Here is an 18,587-nt window from a genome sequence, read left to right as displayed (position 1 = left end):
AACTCAACGATTAGTTGGTCGAGGCTTTATTTTTGAAAAGGTCGCCGATTTTATTCAAAATAACTCCTGTGGATACTTTCGTCTGATTGCCGATGCTGGTTTGGGTAAAACCGCGATCGCCGCAGAATTAACCAAGCGCTATCGAGCGCCAGCTTGTTTTGTTAGTGCTAACGAAAACCGTACCCAGCCCGAAAGAATACTCAACATTCTTAGCACTCAGCTTATTGCCCGCTACACCCTCCCTCATATGTTTTTACCTATGGGGGCAGGCAAAACATCTGACTGGTTTTATGGAAGGTTAAAAGAAGCAGCCAGTAACCCTGAAGGCTTACCTGTTGTAGTAGTTATAGATGCAATTGATGAAGCTGATGTACCACCCCCTGCTTGCAACTGGCTTTACTTGCCAAAGAATTTGCCAAAGGGCGTGTATGTAATTCTCACTCACCGTCCTGGAGATTATCTGCTCACAACAGATCCTGGTGTGCGGGTAGAGGAACAAATAATTACATGGGACGATCCGCTACAGCAGAGAGACATCGAATTGTATCTACCCCTCCAAGTAAAGCGTCCTGAGATTCGTGAGGTATTGGAAAATGCTACACCAACTGTCACACAGAATCAGTTTATTGCTAAATTGCAAGAAGCCAGCCAAGGCAATTTTATGTACCTAGAATATGTTATGGATAGCATCACCAGTGGCGAGGCTGGCTTCACTCCTTTAAATTTGAACAAGCTTCCCCAAGGGCTGACAAGTTATTACGCTCAGTTTTGGGCAGGGATGGAAGCAGTTCGCTGTAAGGAAGGCTGGGATGAGTGGAGTCGTTTGTACCGTCCTGTTATTGAATTATTGGGTGTCGCACTCGAACCTGTCAGCGTGGAATGGTTTGCGGATCATGTAGATCGCCAGCCTGATGAAATTCGAGATCGAGCATTACAAATTTGGCGAAGATTCTTAAATAAAGAACAGCACAATAATAGGGAAACTTGGCGGCTTATCCACCAATCTTTCGCTAACTTTCTTCAAGAAAAAGTTGAGAGTAAAGCAACTCATCGTCGCTTAGTTGAATACTACTTAGCTTTTAGGGAAGAAGATAGTTATAAAAAACATCAGGGCTATGCTGCAAGGCATTTAAGTATTCACTTAACAGAAGCTGGTCTATGGAAGGAAAAAGCAACCCAGATAGCGAATCATAAATGGTTTGCCAAAGAACTAATCGATAGGTCAATAGATGATGCGGATCGGAAGATAGTACAGTTAGGTAAATATAATGTTAATATTGGTGAGGGTTCGAGTATTCAGATAGGCGATCGCATTTACCAAGCTGCTGATGCTGAAGTAATTCGGGAAATTGTACTAGATGCTCTACTCCAAGAAGAGTGCGTCCGATTAAAAAAATTGCTAGAAGCAGGAAGATGGCGAGAGGCAAATGATTTAACTAGAACGATCGTCCTGAAAGCAGCCAAAGCAGAAAAAGAAGGCTGGCTTAGTGATGAACAAATCCAAAACTTCCCTTGTCCAGTTCTGCAAATCATCGATAATTTATGGTTGCAGTACAGCGATCGACGTTTTGGGTTCAGCGTTCAAAAGCGGATCTTCAACGAATGTGAAAAAAATCCGCAAGTATTTGGCGATCGCGTAGGGTGGTGCATCCAGAATACTTGGATTTCTGCTAGCCAAGTTATTCATACTCCGGCTAATGCACCAGACGGTCATCTTCCTTGGGGTATCGTGCAAGTTGTCAAAATGGATAATGCAGCTTTAGATGCTTTTGTAAAAGGTCAACGAGCTGTTACAAAAGCAGTCATAGGATCGGATTGGCAAAAATTGCAGCTTATTGCAGATTTTATGGGACTTGGCGGATTTTTAACAGGTGAAACTGTTGACAAGGAGGAATTCAAGAGAAATATGAAATATGAACTTTCTCACAAGGAGGCATGGTGGGAGGGAAACAGGCTAGAAGAGTTGAAGGTTCGTAAGCTGTTTTCGTTACTCGAAGCTTTGTCCAAACCTATGAGTTCCCGAATAGACTGAACAACCTGGAGTTAGAAAACTCTTTACAATACAATAAGTGTTCCTGATGAGCTAGACTTTAGATCGTATTGCCAACCACCAGCAAAGTAAGGCTGATATTGTAGTCCTGGGACAGTCGCTCAGCGGTGGTAATCAGATTGTGTCTCAGAGTGGTAAGTATGTCATCAATCTAGGACAGGGGGCAGGATATTCAGGTTGGCGATCGCATTTACCAAGATGTTGATGCAGAAAGCATCAATAAAGCTTTGCTGAAGCAGTTTTCAATACCAGAATGCTAACTCATACATTATATATACACAAAGATATCAAATGACACTTTCTGAAGATATCAATCAAATTCTGAATCGGGTTGAAAAGGGACAGCAAACCGATGAGGATAAGACCATTTTACGCCAGTGGCTGCTGGCTGGCGATCGTCAACTGTCCATCCAACTAGGCAAGTACAATGTCAATATTACAGAAGGAAAAGAAATTCACATCGGCGATCGCATTTACCAACAGTGGGATAAGGAAGCAATGGAAGCCTTAGTTAAAACCATTCAAGAAACAAGCGGTATTCATCAAAATACTCAGGGTGGGGATGCAGCAGGAAGAGATATTGATAAACGTAATGTTTATGAAAATTGCACATTTATTCAATTCTTGACTCAAGATAGTAACTTTGACAGCTTTTATCAAGAATTATTTCAAAATTTAAATTTTTCTATAATCCCTCCAGAAAGCATCCAAAAAGCATACCAAGATTCCTTACCCCCCGATGCGGATGTATGGGATTTACCACCTCCCAATGCGGATGTGTCGGATTTAGCAGGAAATAATATCGAAGCAATAAAAAAAAATGGAGGGATTTAGGCAGCTTCCCCAGTTTTTTGAACGCTTAAGTCAAGACCAAAATGTACCTGTAGAAATCCGCGATCGAATCGCAAACAAATTAGCCTCAAAAAAGTATCCAGAGACTGATAAGAATAAATCGTCAACCGATTTTTTTTATAACCAACCAGGACCTTTTAAATCATACCTCATTGCTACGCTTGTTCCTGGTGATAACGATGGGGATAAATTCTTGCTAAACGCTTGGTTAATTAGTGATGATTCGATACAAGATTTATCAAAGTTTCAGTCCCTGCTTGACCACAATGAACAACAGAGAGGAAAATTATGTAAGTTGACTCAAATCCCTACAGAACTCAACAAGTTTCTCACAAAAGCTCTGAGGTATCTTAGAGGAAAAAGGTATGACTTAACCATAGAAATTTTCTTGCCCATTGATTTAATGTGTATGGAGATAGATCGCTGGAAAATTACTGACCCAATCGCAGATGACATTACTTTAGGAAATAAGTATCCAATTCGACTGAGATCGCTAGAACGTCTCAATCTTGATTATTTGGATTCTTATTTGTCTCAATGGTATGAATATTGGGATAAGGTTAGGGATATTTTACAGAATGATGAACCTATCCAACAATTATTTGAACATCTTCAAGAAATGGAAAGTTTTAACTGGAAGTTATTGAAGAGTAATTTGAACGGTAAAATAGGACTGAAAGTTACTTGCACTCATTCCAAAGCTATCAGAAAAGATTTATTTAGAGCTATCTTAATAGCAACAACGCCTATTGCTATTTGGATAAGAAATGATGTTGCTAATTTGGATCGAGTAACTGCGATCGATAAAATCTTAACTTTTAAACCATTATGTCATTTATGTGAATCGGTTAGACTCACTAGGGAACAAGCTGATGCTCAAACAGAGGAACATTTGGGGCATCATTTAGCTCTTCTCTGGGAAAACCCTTATCGTTTAACTCCTGATATAATGGTTGAGTTGAACTCCCCCGGACAATAACAAAGGAAATAACAAAGGATTGGAAATTCAAACATATGACAGACTGGAAAATTTTTAAAGGCAATAACGAACCCCATGATGATATTAATCGTCTTCCTGAACCTCCTAGTTGGCGTAATTTTGTCGGGGTAGATGATGCAATAGTTCAAGAAATTGAACAACGCTGGCAAGACTTTTGTCAAGGTTTAGATGAGAATACCAGAAATAAGGAAAGAGGGCAAAGTTTTCGGATTCATACCGATAAGAGCAATGATCGCAATAGTGTGATTAATATGGTCAATGCTGCCTTGTATTTAAGACGACCTTTGTTAGTGACAGGAAAGCCAGGAACGGGGAAAACTTCTTTAGCTTATGCAGTTGCTTACGAATTGAAGTTGGGAGCTGTATTGCCTTGGTATATTACCGCTCGTTCTACTTTACAAGAAGGATTGTATCGTTATGATGCGATCGCACGTCTGCAAGATGTCCAAATGGGCGATAAAAGTAAAGATATTGGTCGCTACATTCAGCTTGGGGCTTTGGGTACAGCCCTGTTGCCTTCCCGTCGTCCCCGTGTTTTGTTAATTGATGAAATAGATAAAAGTGATATTAATTTACCCAATGACTTACTCAATTTATTTGAAGAAGGGGAATTTGAAATACCAGAATTATCTCGGATTGCTAAAGAAGTAAATCGGGTAGAAGTTCGCACCTATGATGGCATCGATCTTCCCATTATTAACGGGCGAGTGGGCTGTCAGAATTTTCCCTTGATTATCTTGACTAACAACGGTGAACGAGATTTTCCACCTGCTTTTCTCAGGCGTTGCCTGCGGTTGAATATGCCCTATGACCCTGATGCCAAGGCGTTGAAGGATATTGTCAAAGCACATTTGGGTAATGATGTGTTGACACAGGATGAGGGTAAAATAGAGAAATTAATCGAGAAATTTATACACTTGCGAGAGGGAGGTGATATTGCCACAGATCAACTGCTGAATGGGATTTATATGGTTACTCGTGAGTTTAAACCAGAAAAAGCAGATGAAAAAGATTTGGTTGATGTGTTGATGAAATATTTAACCAGTTCGGAGGAGAGATGATTGATACTTTAATTACTGCACTTAGTAAGGAACTGGAATTGTCAGCCGAAGAGATTGCTGATACGATTTGGCTGGCACTGCAAATACAAAAATCTCAATCTGAATCAACTGTTACCCAGAATTTAAAAAACGATCTCTCCCAGCCCTCCTTAAAAAACGAGGAGTTAGAGGGGGAAACATTGCCAGAGACAAAAACTAAAACTTCAGACTCAGGGGAAACCGCATCAAAACAGTCACCAGAGGAACAAAAAGCGGGCATTTATCCTCGAAATCAACAGGAAACCCTTTTCAAATCAGAATTGTCTTTTAAAGTCCCTGATGCCCCTTCTTTGCGCGAACCTCTAACCCTAGCACGGGCATTAAAACCTTTGATGAGGCGTATTCCCTCCGGCACAACCTTGGTTTTAGATGAAGCTGCTACTACCCAACGAATTGCCAATGAAGGGCTTTGGCTACCTGTATTAAGGCCAACTCTAGAACCTTGGTTAGACCTGGAATTGGTGGTAGATGAAGGAATCTCGATGCAAATTTGGCGACATACCATCAGGGAATTGGAACGGTTACTGAAAAACTATGGAATTTTCCGAGATGTGCGGGTTTGGGGATTGATTGCGGATAATCTCGAACAAGTGCAGATTCGTCGGGGTATCGGCGCAACGGCTAAAAATCAATCGCCTCGCAGCCCAGCCGAATTAATTGACCCCAGCGGTCGTCGTTTAGTGTTGGTGGTGAGTGATTGTGTATCATCCCTATGGCGCGATGGGAAGGTGACAACTACGTTAGAAATATGGGCAAAACAAGGTTCTATGGCAATTGTGCAGATGCTTCCTAAGTGGTTGTGGAAGAGAACGGCTTTAGGAAGGGCTTCAGAAGTGCGGTTACAAGGGTTGAATCCTGGGGATTTTAATCAGAAATTAATCGCTAAAGAAGTGTCTTTGTGGGATGAATTGGAGGAGACGCGGGGGGTTAAAGTTCCTGTATTTACTTTAGAACCGGATAAGGTGGCGACTTGGGCGCAAATGTTGTCAGGAAAGGGCGGTATTTGGACATCGGGATATGTGTTTAAGTTAGATCCAATTCCTGTTAATAAAGGAAGAGAGTTATTTAATCTGAATTATGGTCAACAGAGTGCGGAACAGCGCGTTCAGGCGTTTCGGGTGACGGCTTCACCAATGGCGCGTAAATTGGCCGGATTGTTGGCGGCTGCACCTGCGATTAGTTTACCGATTGTGCGATTAATTCAGAGGACGTTGTTAAAAGAGTCTCAACAGGTTCATGTAGCTGAGGTGTTTTTAGGGGGATTGTTAAGACCATTATCTGAGATTAATGCGGAGACTAATCCCGATTATGTTCAGTACCAGTTTATGGATGGAGTACGGGAGTTATTGGTTGATTCGGTTCCTTCAGGATATGTGCTGAATGTGGTGGATGAGGTATCGAAAGATGTGGCGAAGAATTTAGGATTATCGTTGGAGGATTTTGCTGCTGTTTTGAGGAATCCGCAACAGGTTAGGGATAGTGAGATTGCTGGGAATGTTGGTTATTTTGCAACGGTTACGGCTCAGGTTTTGAGGCGTTTAGGTGGGGAGTATGTGAAAGTTGCTGAGGAATTAGAGATATACAATAGACCAGATTATCAAGAAAATGTTCAAGCAAATTTAGACTACTTTCCTGATATTGAATATCTAATAAGAGGCACTTTACCTCAAGATTCACCTTCTTATATTAAACGCAAAGCTGATGATGAACTTTACCATGCTGTGAAAGCAAGACACTTCAACAACCTTTCACCTGAAGATGCCGAATATGTGTTGAATTTGCCTTACCACTTAGCGGAAGCTGGTAAGGGAAAAACGGCGATGACTGATGATTTATCCGAGTTACTGACTGACTATGAATTTATTGAATATAAAATTTTCTCTCTCCCGCCACAACTACTGATTGATGATTACGACTTAGCTTTGCATCCAGACATCCAAATTCATCAAGAAACAAAAGAAAGTCTGAAATTAATTCAAAGTGCTATTAAATTAGCTGCAAATGTCTTGGCTGATGATCCAGCACAACTGGCAGGACAACTTTGGGGTCGTTTGCAGTCCTTTAAAAAGCCTGAAATTCAAGCGATGCTTGCTCAAACACTAGAATCACTAGGATATATATGGCTGCGTCCCCTGACATCTAATCTAACACCACCAGAAGGAACATTAGTCCGCACCCTCACTGGGCACCTTGACTGGGTGAAAGGAGTGGCTATTACTCCCGATGGGAAAATAGCTGTTTCCGCTTCCGAAGATAAAACTCTAAAAGTCTGGGATTTATCTAGTGGTGTCGAACTGCGTACCTTCACTGGACATAGTAGTTATGTACAGGGAGTTGCCATTACTTCAGATGGGCAGCTAGTTGTTTCCGCTTCATTGGATAAAACTATTAAAGTCTGGGATTTATCTAGTGGCTGCATATTGAAAACCTTGACAGGGCATACTAATGGGGTAAATGCAGTTGCTATTACTCATGATAGGAAATTAGTAGTTTCAGGTTCACAAGATCATACTCTCAAAATCTGGGATTTAGATAGTGGCAACGTACTGTCTACTCTTAGCGGACACAATGATTCAGTCACAGCAATCGCCATCACTCCTGATGATAAACTAGCGGTTTCTGGCGCATGGGACAAAACCCTTAGAGTTTGGAATTTGCAGAGCGGAAATCAATTACATATCCTCACCGGACACACTGGCGCAGTACGAGCAGTCGCTATTACTCCTGACGGGAACCGAGCGGTTTCGGCTGCTGATGATGATACTCTCAGAGTCTGGGACTTAAGCAGTGAAAATGAAGTACCTATTGTCATAGAAAAGGCTTATCGTTTCCACTCAGTAGCGATTACGACCGATGGAAGACTAGCTATTTGCGGTGCAAATGCTAGTCCCATTAAAGTCTACGATTTGCAAACACGGCAAAAACTACAAACATTTTATGGACATACCTTACTTGTGAATGCAATTGCTATTACTCCTAATGGTCAATGGGCTGTTTCTGCTTCCTCTGATAATACCCTCAAAATGTGGAATTTATATGCCAAAGATGTGACTCGAAACGGGCATAAAGACTGGATAAATGCAGTTGCAATTAGTTGCGATGGAAAATTAGCAGTTTCTGCTTCAGAAGACCGTACTCTTAAAGTATGGGATTTACCAAGTGGAACTGAAATGCGTACTTTAACTGGACATAAAGGTCATGTATGTATAGTGGGGATTACTCCTGATTGTCAACACGTTATTTCCGCTTCAGACGATCCAAATATTAAAATTATAATATGGGATTTGCAGAGTGGGAACGAATTCCGTACTATCACTCAGGACTATTCAGGAGAGGTGCTTGCGATTACGACAGATGGTCAAAATGCTATTATTTATGAGTTTGCTCACAAAAGCCTTAAAGTATTGGATTTGCATAGTGAAAGCGAACTTTGTATTTTCAAAGGACACTCTACATCGGCAGTCGCAATTACTCCCGATGGACGACTCGCTGTTTCAGCACGGGATAAAACCCTCAAAGTCTGGGATATCAACAGTGGAACAGAACTGCATACTCTTACTGGACATACTGACTGTATAAATTCAATAGCCATTAGTCCTGATGGAAAATTAGCAGTTTCAGCATCAAATGACAATACTCTTAAGGTCTGGGATATCAATAGTGGAACTGAATTGAATACTCTGATTGGTCACTACTATTGGGTGCGGACAGTCGCGATTACACCAGATGGGCGATTTGTCGTTTCCGGTTCCTGGGATAAAACCCTAAAAGTCTGGGATTTGGAGAGTGGTGAGGACATTACAACCTTTGACTGTGAAGGAGAGGTAAATGCCTGTGCTATTTCTCCCGATGGTGTGACTGTTGTTGCTGGTGGACGCTCAGATAAAATAAGTTTTTTACGGTTGGAAGGTTTGGCATAATTGTAAAGGGCGATCGTATCCATGAATGATTTCAACAACCTCTCAGATGAAGATACTGAATATATTTTGAATCTGCCCTATCACTTAGCGGCTGCTGGGATGGCAGATGAATTTCACGAATTACTGACAGAGTTTGAGTTTATTGAATATAAAAATTCGGCTGCAACACCACAGTTGCTTATAGAAGATTACGCTTTAACTGTTGCACCAGATATTGAGATGACTCAAGCCAAAAAAGACAGTTTGAGATTGATTCAGGATGCCATTCGGAAGTCAAGTCACATTCTAGCTTACCCAGAAAACAAAACTCAACTAGCGGGGCATCTATTGGGTCGCTTGCTATCCTTCAAATCGCCAGATATTCAAGCACTTTTGGAACAGGCAAAACAGGGGAAAAATACTCCTTGGTTGCGACCCCTGACTCCTAGCTTGACACCACCAGGAGATGCGTTAATACGCACTTTTACGGGTCACACCCACTATGTCAAAGCAGTTGCAATTTCATCAAATGGACAAATAGTTATTTCTGCTTCCAACGACAACACCCTGAAAGTATGGGATCTCACAACTAACACCTTGCGACACACACTCAGAGGACATACTGACCGAGTTCTGACAGTCGCAATTACCCCAGATGGGCAGTTTGCCGCCTCTGGTTCAATTGACAAAACTGTCAAGCTCTGGGATGTAGTTCGCGGCATTGAATTTAAAACCCTGACTGGGCATACAAACTGTGTTAATTCAGTGGCGATCGCACCAGATGCACAATGGGTACTCTCAGGTTCCTGGGGAGTTGGGGATGGTTTGTGCCTTTGGGATTTGGCTGAAAACAAACGATACACTCTCGCAGATTTGCAAAGGGTCAACGCAGTTGCCATGACCCCAAATGGGCAAATAGCCCTCTCTGGCTCAGACGATCGTACTCTGACCTTGTGGGATTGCAGTGGCATTCCGTTATATGATGCCCTAACGATTGCTCATGATGACGATCCTTTCGTACCAGTAGTTTCAGGGGTTTTTATTAGGGGTAATCGACCGGACATGATATTACACACCCTCAAGGGACATACCGAGGCGATCAATGCTGTGGCAATAACTCCAGATGGACGGCTAGGGATTTCCGGCTCTAAAGACAAAACCCTCAAGCTGTGGGATTTAACCAATGGCATCGAACTCAAAACCCTGACGGGGCATACCGGAGCTATCAACACTGTAGCGATCGCCCCTGATGGACGAATAGCAATCTCCGGATCTGCTGACCATACTTTGAAAGTTTGGGATTTAGGAAGCGGCAAGGAGCGTAACACTCTCATTGGACATACTAACTGGGTGATGGCAGTTGCGATCGCGCCTGATGGACGGCTAGCAGTTTCTGGTTCCTCTGACCAAACCTTGAAAGTCTGGGACTTAACAATTGATAGCCAACCGGGCATTTTTTCGGGTCATGCAAACTGGGTCAGAGACGTGGCGATTTCTCCTGATGGACAGTTGGCTATTTCTGGAAGCGCCGATCGCACCCTAAAAATTTGGGATTTAGCAACTGGCAGGGAACTGAAAACACTTGTAGGTCATGATAACTGGGTTAGAGCTGTCGCAATTACTCCAAACGGGCAGATGGCACTCTCTGGCTCAATTGACAAAACTCTAAAGCTCTGGGACTTGTCAAGTGGTAAAGAATGTGGCACGCTCACAGGTCATACCAGCACAGTTAATGGGGTAGCAATCGCTCCTGATGGACGCACGGCTGTTTCTGCTTCGTTCGATCGCACCCTAAAAGTCTGGGATTTGACCAGTTGCTCAGAGCTTAAGACGCTCGGCGGACATTCCGGCGATGTTTGGGCAGTCGCCATCACGCCGGATGGACTTAAAGCAATTTCTGCCTCGTCCGACAAAACACTAAAGCTGTGGGATTTAACGAGTGGTACAGAACTTAAAACCTTTACGGGTCATACTGATAAAGTCATCGCAGTAGCAGTTACCTCAGATGGGCAGATAGCTATCTCTGGATCGGTGGACAACACGCTGAAGTTGTGGGATTTGACAACTGGTACAGAACTTAAAACCTTGACGGGTCATACCGACTACATCAATGCGATCGCAATTACCTCGGACGCGCAAAGGGCTATTTCCGCTAGTTACGACAACACCCTAAAAGTCTGGGATTTAGAAAGTGGGAAGGCGATCGCCACTTTCATCGGAGATGGTGCTTTATTTTGCTGCACCGTTGCGCCTGATGGAGTGACAATTGTCGCTGGTGAAGCATCAGGGCGACTACATTTCCTGCTATTAGAAAGTATTGAGTAACTCACAGAGCGATCGCACTTATAGCATATTCCAGGTTCATGAAGTACAGTAGTAAAAGTCTTGGTTAACTAACTAGATACATCGACAATATTGTGTGTACTACATATACAGGGAATATGCTGTATGAATCATTTTAACAACTTTTCACATGAAGATTCCGAATATGTGTTGAATTTACCATTCCACTTAGCGGAAGCTGCTAAGGGAAAAACGGCGATCGCTGGTGATTTATCCGGCTTATTGACTGATAAAGCTCATCGCCACTTTTAGTGCTGAGAGTCCATTAAAGTGTTGTGCAGTAGATGCCTCTGCATTGACAATTGTTGCAGGTTAAGAGTTGGGACAAGTGCATTTTTTGCGATTACAAAGTTTAGAATAGTTTAAAAGAAGAAGATTTATAGATTCCAATTAAGCAGATATCGCGCTGCGATTTTTGAGCGAGAAATTGACCTGAAAACTTATCAAAACAAATCAAGTGCAGTCAATGCACCGTTAAAAACTCATGTCAATCTTAAAAACAAAGCGAGATTTGATTTCTGCCCTGCCACTCAAACATTTGAAGGATATACCACAATACGGTTTACTTAAGGGTTGGGAGGCTTTAAGATATTAAAAACACGAGGATTCATTTTTATTCCAGTACCTCTGTGTTTAACTTTTTTGGATTTAAATTTTGAAACAGGTTTTTTCACAACTCTTGGGTTATTTCTCTCAACTGTTTGTGGCAAAGTCGCATCAAGAATCTCCAAATTCAACCAAGTTAAAAAAAGGGTATTTCTTGTGCTTCTAGCCGCTGAAATTTGGGAACAGCACGACGAATAACTCGTAATGTACCGGTGAAAGAAATACTTAATGGCGAAATTTCTGCACTATGTGCTGTTTGACAAATTAATGACCGCACGGCCCAATGTCCTAATAATAGACCATAAATTTCTTGTACTACTTCTCTTGGTCTTTGAGAGCGAACATGAGTTTTTTTTTCTAACAGATGTACTTTGAATTCATCAATTGTATTTTCCACTTCCCAACGTTGATGATATTCGGCAGCTAATAACTTTGCCGGAAATTTTTGAGAGTCCAATAAGCTTGTAATTAAACGATACTTAATTTCTGCTGTTGGGTCGTTTAAGTTTTAAATCGTGTACTCGATTACTCTGATTTGGATAGGTTTAAATCCTTTTTTTCTGAATTTGCCTGGGGGATTAATAAAACTTAAGTAAGAACCATCTTCTAGTTGTGTTCCGCCCTGGAATTTAACATTTGACGGAATTCGTCCTAAGTAGTCACAACCCCTGCTGAGTGTGGCTGACACCATCGCATATGAATGTAAACCTCTATCCCACCTTAACAACATTTCTTTAGTAACTGAGCGTAATAACCTTAATGCTCTGACTCTTTCTCCCATCTTGTATGGGCATATTAAAGCATCAAATATTAAATGTGTTCCTGCTTCTACTAAAATAACTCAATACGGTTGACTTAAGGCTTTTTGACGAATGTTATCTCAGGATTTGCTAGGCAATACAGGCATTTCTTGAAAGTCAGATTGTTCTTAAGTCAACCGTATTGAGCTATGCAGATCACATGATTGAGGGTACGAGGGCCTGGGATATTTTTATGTCTCTTGTTGCTACTACTCGTCAGTTGGGAATCAGTTATTAAGGGTTATGTGTGTGACCGAATTTCTCAACTTGGAATTATTTCCTCTCTGTTCACTATTATTCGCGAAAAATCTTCTCTTCATCCCTTGGGCTTGTCTTGGCAACTAGAATAACTGCTACCCCTACTTATTGAGCGGATACGTCAGTTTTGCCAATACCAACATCATCGGCCACCAGCAGTCGGACAACGGGCAACCGCAGCGCCATCAATAGGGGTACTAACTGATAGGGACGGGGGCGCACGGACAGGCGGCTGAGACAGCGAAACGAACCCGCCCCACTCCGCAGACTTAAGCGGGTGGCATTGAGGAGGAGTTGGGCGGCGGTGTGGTCTTGAATCGTGCTGGGATTGGGTGCGGGAAATTGGGCGGGTTCAATGGTTTCGAGGTTGAGGGCGTGTAAATGCCGCAAATTTGGTCTTCATTGCCGCTTAAGGGGCGCAGGCGGATCGTGTCGGGGCTGTCGGAGGGCAACACAACCCACTGGCGATCGCGACAAGAGACGATTGAACCGATGATAGCTCTCATTGATACTCCCTGGATGCCACTAACAGTTTAGGTGTTTTGGTGTCTCAGGGAAACTCGATCGCCCGTTTTAGGATTGTCCCGCGATCGCGAACAATCATCTGATCGCTGTTTTTCGATCAACTTTCCAACATTATTTATTTTTAGAATACCTGAATCGATTATCCCTCATCGAATCTACGATCGCTCTTTCTTGGCCAATGGTACTGGTTAGCGTCCTTTTGCCAAGTCAGCATAGATAAACATTTCCACTCCCAATACAATAAGAAATAGAAGTTCAGCCCAACTCAATATTCTTATAGCTAGAGGAGGTTGAGAGACTAGAAACCAGAATGCTGACAAAGCGATCGCTCCTGAAAAAACAAACGTAATCTCATCCACAATCAACTGCTGAACCTTGCGTCGTTTGCGGTGTTTGTCGTTGCGGTGAGCAATTTCCCAACCAAAGAGGGTTTCCAAATCCGTATAGCCTGTGTGTTCCTTCACCTTGTCAACCAGCTTGTAGCGGATGTAGCTGCCGATCGCCGAAATCTTTTCATCATTGACCACATAGGTCCAGCCCAGAATTAGGCACACCCAAGGAATCACCAGTAAAGCGTAATAGTTGGATGGGTTAGAAACAGCGAACGACACGACTGTCACGAACAAGCCCAGAGTCACGTAAAGCAGGTTGTCCCGGAAGCCTATCCGTTGAGCCTGCTCGGATTTCAGTTTGTCGTATTCCTTAAAGAAAATTTCAATAATTTGGTCTTTATCACTCATGGCTGACTCCCAGTTTCTCGAACCCTGTACCTATTGTGACTGATGAGAAACCATTCATCAGCAACTCAAAGAAATTTTCTCGACTCTAGGAAAATCCTGATTGAATAGCTAAAATAGTGGATATTTAGATTATTTCCAGGATCAATCATGCCTAGTGCAGTAATATTGACCGCTCTCCCGGTCGAGTATATGGCTGTTCGCACCCATATAGCCGACCTCCGAGAAGAAATGCACCCCCAAGGCACAATTTACGAACGCGGAAAATTTGTTGCTAACGCTACGTCATGGGAAGTCGGGATTGTGGAAGTGGGTGCCGGTAATGCCGGGGCGGCGGTGGAAGCGGAAAGGGCGATCGCCTATTTCAATCCCAGTGTCATACTGTTTGTGGGAGTTGCTGGAGGCATCAAAGATGTGGCGATCGGTGATGTGGTAGCCGCGACGAAGGTCTATGGTTACGAGTCTGGCAAGGCAAAACAGAAATTTCAACCCAGACCCGATTTAGGGCAATCTACATACAGCTTAATCCAGCGAGCGAGGGCTGAGTCGAAAAAATCAGATTGGCTGCAAAGGCTGACATCTGCACCGGAGTCTACCCCCCGCGTATTCGTTGCACCGATTGCCGCCGGGGAAAAAGTGATTGCTTCAAGCAAGTCTAATGTTTTTAAGTTTATCCAGTTGAATTATGGTGATGCGGTAGCTGTCGAGATGGAGGGGCGGGGCTTGCTACAAGCGGCTCATGCCAATCACCAAGTATCGGCACTGGTTATCCGTGGGATTTCCGATTTGATTGATGGTAAGAGTGAAGCCGATGCGGGTGGTTCTCAGGAAATGGCTGCACGCAATGCCAGTGCGTTTGCTTTTGAGATTTTGGCAAAGCTTCAGATTGAGGAGGCGGATAAGACATCTTCCCAACAATCTACTCTGCCACTCCTTTTACCTAAATCTGCTCAAATCATGAGTTCTGACTCTACACCTCCAAAAGTTTTTATCAGCTACAGTCATGACTCCCAAGAACACAAGGAGCGGATTCTGCAACTTGCCGATCGCTTTCGCGAGGATGGTATTGACTGCGATATCGACCAGTACGAAGATTCGCCGCTTGAAGGATGGCAGCGCTGGATGCTGAACCAGGTTGAAGCAGCAGATTTTGTGCTGGTTGTCTGTACGGAACAGTACCATCGGCGATTTCGGGGGCATGAAGAAGTGGGAAAGGGTAAGGGCGCAACTTGGGAGGGTGGGGTCATTATTCAAGAACTCTACGATGATCAAGGGAAAAACTCAAAGTTCATTCCTGTCACTTTTACTCCCCAGGATACTGACTTTATTCCCAGTCCTTTACGCGCTGCGACTAACTATAGGCTGAATACTACAGATGGGTATGAACTGCTTTACCGTCGTCTGACCAATCAACTGATAACTCGCAAACCGGATCTCGGTAAATTACAAACTTTAGCTCCGCGCGATCGCAAACAGGTTTTTCCAGCTATTTCAGATGATTCACCAGCTTCTAATTCTCGCCCACTCAACTTTTTTGCGCTTGATGATACTTGGGTTGGTCGGGAAAGTCTGATTCAGGATTTGACTCCTCGAATTCGCTCCTCTTGTCGATTACTAATACTTGTGGGGATTACAGGAATTGGGAAAACGGCTTTAGGGGAAAGATTAGCAGTCGAGTTATCAGACTGGTTTGAGGGAGATTGGAGTAAGTTTCACGAGGAGAATTTTGAGGACGAACAGCAATCTAATGATTTTGCCAGCGTCGCGGCGAGGTGGTTGGAGAAGTGGGGCGAACTGATTACACCGGAAGACCGTAAAGATACTCAGCGCCTGCTATATCGGTTGGTGAGACATCTAAAAGAGAATCGCTATTTGGTTCAACTTGATTCTTTAGAGAACATTTTACAGGGGAATGAAGAAGAGGGATGGAGTGATTTCAAAGATGAGTGGTGGGTGCGATTTTTTGAAAGTTTGCTAGCAGCAGATTCTTGTGAAAGCTGTATCATCCTAACTTCGCAAGATTTACCCGCTCAAATCCCAACAATAGGAACGAGGTATCAAAATTTTTGGTATTGCCAACCTCTGAGCGGTCTGGAAGAAGCAGAACGGTTGCGATTGTTCGATAAAACAGGATTAGATGTTGGTACAGAGTCAACAGGTAAACCCTATTTAGAAAGAATTGGGCGTGCTTATGAGGGACATCCTTTAGCGTTGCGGGTGATTGCTGGAGAAATTAGAAATCAGCCTTTTGATGGTAATGTTCTGGCTTACTGGAATCAGTACGGACGGGAAGTAGAAGAGGTTGAGAAGGCTATCGAGGAAGCGAAGACTAAGGGAATAACAGCATCAGCCGATGATAAGTTCAACCTGCATCGATACACACGCAATTTACGAAGGAATGTGCGAGTTAGACTAGAAAAGACTTTTAATCGGTTGCAAAAAGATGTTCGTTATGCCTATATATTGCTGTGCGAAGCTTCGGTATATCGCTGTCCAGTACCGGAGGATTTTTGGCTCTCGCATCTGGAGGATTGGGATCGGGATGAAGATGAACAGCAGGTAGCGTTGGATACGTTGCGCGATCGCTATTTAGTGGAAGGAGTAGTTGAAGGCGATCGATGCTTGCTCAGACAGCACAATTTAATTAGGAGTGTATCGCTTGAACATTTAAAACAATTGGATGATTATGCTGAATGATTTTCGCAATGTACAGATTCATGGAGAAGATCCTGTAACGATAACTGGACTAATTTCAATCGGAAATAATGCAAAAATTCAAGGAAAATATCAGGAGGCTACTCAAAACTATTTTGAAATCTTGGAATTGGCTTTTCAAACCGCAAATCAACAAGCAAAAGCGATCGCTTTTGCAGGATTAGGTAGTATACTCACCTGTTGCCATCAGTATGAAATGGCACTTGAATATTACCAACAACAATTAAATGCGGCCAAAAAGATTAACGATATCCTGTGGGAAGCCGATGCAATATGTAGTTTAGGATATATCCATTATTTATTGAAAAATTACGATGATGCTATTAAATTACAGGATAAGTGTCTGGATATTGCTAATATAATTCAAAATACAGAGTTAAAAGCAAGAGGATTGCGTTGTCTTGGGATGATTGATTGTGAACTACAAGAATATAAAACAGCAATTGATTTTTATAGACAATCTATTGATATTTATCAAGACAATAAATTACAACTAGAAGAGGCGGAAACTTTAGTCTATGTAGCAATCGCAGAAAGAGAAGCGAAACTTTCTCAAACAGTAGGAAAATTAAGGCTAGTCGATTTAGAATCAGTTATATATAATTTATATAATGCTTCATCTATCTCTGACACACTAGGTGATAACGCTTTAAACGCCAAAGCTCTAAAGGAATTAGCAATAACCTATGAACTAACAGGTGAAATGGAGATAGCCAGAAGCAAATGTAATTCAGCCTTAAAGGCTGCTATAAAAATTCAAAATCATTATTTAATCAATGAATGCCAAGAAATGATAAAAAGATATACAAACTATGAAACTGAACAAGAAGAATATAGTATAGAGGATCAAAATTGGTACTCACCATCCTTCCCACAAAAAACAGAAGGAATTGATGAAAAAGAATGTCAAGAACTCAAAGAGAACACTGATGTTGTAATAATTACTGCGACAAGTGTTGAACTAAAAGCAGTCTTGAAATTGTTTGACCCTTATCCTGACCAAGAAAAGATTTTACGAGTATACGTTAAATCTGGAACATACTATTGTGGAAAGTTAGGCTGTTACAACACGATTGTTACTAAATGCAGGATGGGAGCAGTAGATGATGGTGCATCTACCTTAGCAACTAATCAAGCTCTAGATATGTGGAATCCCAAAGCTGTGATCATGGTCGGTATTGCTTTTGGTAAATGTACCACAGAGCAGAAAATAGGAGATGTTTTGGTTGCCTCAGAAATTATTTTCTACGAAAGACAGCGCCAGGGAAAAGAAATAGAATCTCGCGGTAGTATTCCGCCAAGTGACGGCACATTACTGAATCGCTTTGAAAATGCTTATGAATGGCAATTTTCTCTTCCCAATGGCAAGCTATCTACAATTATTCCTGGTGCTATTCTCTCAGGAGAAAAGTTAGTTGACGATCCAGAATTTAAAGCTGTCCTCTTTAAGCGGTTTCCCCAAGCCAAAGGAGGAGAGATGGAAGGATCTGGACTTTGTGCAGCAGCAAGAGAATCAAGGACACCGTGGATTTTAGTGAAATCCATCTGCGATTGGGGAGACGGGACAAAACATAAAAAGCATCAACCATTGGCTGCCGCCGCTGCTGCTAACCTGGTGCATTATGTGTTATCTCAACCTTATGTACTTGATTCAATTAAAAAGCCTTAATTTTCTGTATTTTATACTAATTAACTCTAGCTT

The 18,587-nt window shown here is 42.4% G+C and carries 13 protein-coding genes and 1 pseudogene; 11 read left to right on the top strand and 3 right to left on the bottom strand.

Going from position 1 to position 18,587, the window contains the following annotated elements; all coding sequences use genetic code 11:
* The 9 genes from JGK36_RS16090 to JGK36_RS16060 form a co-directional block, all read left to right on the top strand.
* Positions 1-2,032, top strand: a 2,032-nt coding sequence (locus JGK36_RS16090) for a GUN4 domain-containing protein (protein WP_293197469.1), incomplete at its 5' end; no start/stop codon positions are given.
* Positions 2,033-2,099: 67 nt separating this feature from the next.
* Complete coding sequence (locus tag JGK36_RS33890) at positions 2,100-2,255, top strand: hypothetical protein (protein WP_366035229.1); 156 nt, start codon at positions 2,100-2,102, stop codon at positions 2,253-2,255.
* The gene (locus JGK36_RS33885) at positions 2,221-2,310 is read left to right on the top strand and encodes a hypothetical protein (protein ID WP_366516577.1); all 90 of its coding nucleotides are present in this window, start codon (positions 2,221-2,223) and stop codon (positions 2,308-2,310) included. The genes JGK36_RS33890 and JGK36_RS33885 overlap by 35 nt, the downstream gene beginning before the upstream one ends.
* Positions 2,311-2,341: 31 nt before the next feature.
* A complete protein-coding gene (locus JGK36_RS16085; protein ID WP_293197467.1) occupies positions 2,342-2,884 on the top strand; it encodes a hypothetical protein in 543 nt (180 codons plus the stop codon).
* Positions 2,871-3,881 (top strand): hypothetical protein, encoded by a 1,011-nt coding sequence (locus tag JGK36_RS16080; RefSeq protein ID WP_293197465.1) that lies wholly within the window; start codon positions 2,871-2,873, stop codon positions 3,879-3,881. The genes JGK36_RS16085 and JGK36_RS16080 overlap by 14 nt, the downstream gene beginning before the upstream one ends.
* 35 nt (positions 3,882-3,916) lie before the next feature.
* Positions 3,917-4,963, top strand: coding sequence for a MoxR family ATPase (locus JGK36_RS16075; protein WP_293197463.1), 1,047 nt, complete (start codon positions 3,917-3,919; stop codon positions 4,961-4,963).
* Complete coding sequence (locus JGK36_RS16070; RefSeq protein WP_293197462.1) at positions 4,960-8,922, top strand: SAV_2336 N-terminal domain-related protein; 3,963 nt, start codon at positions 4,960-4,962, stop codon at positions 8,920-8,922. The genes JGK36_RS16075 and JGK36_RS16070 overlap by 4 nt, the downstream gene beginning before the upstream one ends.
* A 21-nt stretch (positions 8,923-8,943) precedes the next feature.
* On the top strand, positions 8,944-11,226 hold the full coding sequence (locus JGK36_RS16065; protein WP_293197461.1) for a hypothetical protein: 2,283 nt from the start codon (positions 8,944-8,946) through the stop codon (positions 11,224-11,226).
* 123 nt (positions 11,227-11,349) lie between these two features.
* Complete coding sequence (locus JGK36_RS16060; protein ID WP_293197459.1) at positions 11,350-11,496, top strand: hypothetical protein; 147 nt, start codon at positions 11,350-11,352, stop codon at positions 11,494-11,496.
* A gap of 490 nt (positions 11,497-11,986) precedes the next feature.
* Here the strand turns inward: JGK36_RS16060 and JGK36_RS16055 are convergent.
* The 3 genes and pseudogenes from JGK36_RS16055 to JGK36_RS16045 form a co-directional block, all read right to left on the bottom strand.
* A pseudogene (locus JGK36_RS16055) lies at positions 11,987-12,691 on the bottom strand (transposase); the annotation flags it as partial.
* A 322-nt stretch (positions 12,692-13,013) separates the two neighbouring features.
* Complete coding sequence (locus tag JGK36_RS16050) at positions 13,014-13,298, bottom strand: hypothetical protein (RefSeq protein ID WP_293197457.1); 285 nt, start codon at positions 13,296-13,298, stop codon at positions 13,014-13,016.
* 323 nt (positions 13,299-13,621) lie between these two features.
* A complete protein-coding gene (locus JGK36_RS16045) occupies positions 13,622-14,173 on the bottom strand; it encodes a hypothetical protein (RefSeq protein ID WP_293197455.1) in 552 nt (183 codons plus the stop codon).
* Positions 14,174-14,320: 147 nt separating this feature from the next.
* Between JGK36_RS16045 and JGK36_RS16040 the strand changes: the two genes are divergently transcribed.
* Both JGK36_RS16040 and JGK36_RS16035 read left to right on the top strand, forming a co-directional pair.
* Complete coding sequence (locus JGK36_RS16040) at positions 14,321-16,867, top strand: SEFIR domain-containing protein (protein WP_293197453.1); 2,547 nt, start codon at positions 14,321-14,323, stop codon at positions 16,865-16,867.
* Complete coding sequence (locus JGK36_RS16035) at positions 16,857-18,554, top strand: tetratricopeptide repeat protein (RefSeq protein ID WP_293197451.1); 1,698 nt, start codon at positions 16,857-16,859, stop codon at positions 18,552-18,554. Before JGK36_RS16040 ends, JGK36_RS16035 begins: the two co-directional genes overlap by 11 nt.
* Positions 18,555-18,587: the final 33 nt, after the last annotated feature.

Source organism: Microcoleus sp. PH2017_35_SFW_U_B, from assembly GCF_020737865.1.
GTDB lineage: Bacteria > Cyanobacteriota > Cyanobacteriia > Cyanobacteriales > Microcoleaceae > Microcoleus.
This window is presented reverse-complemented; position numbering and strand designations above follow the sequence as displayed.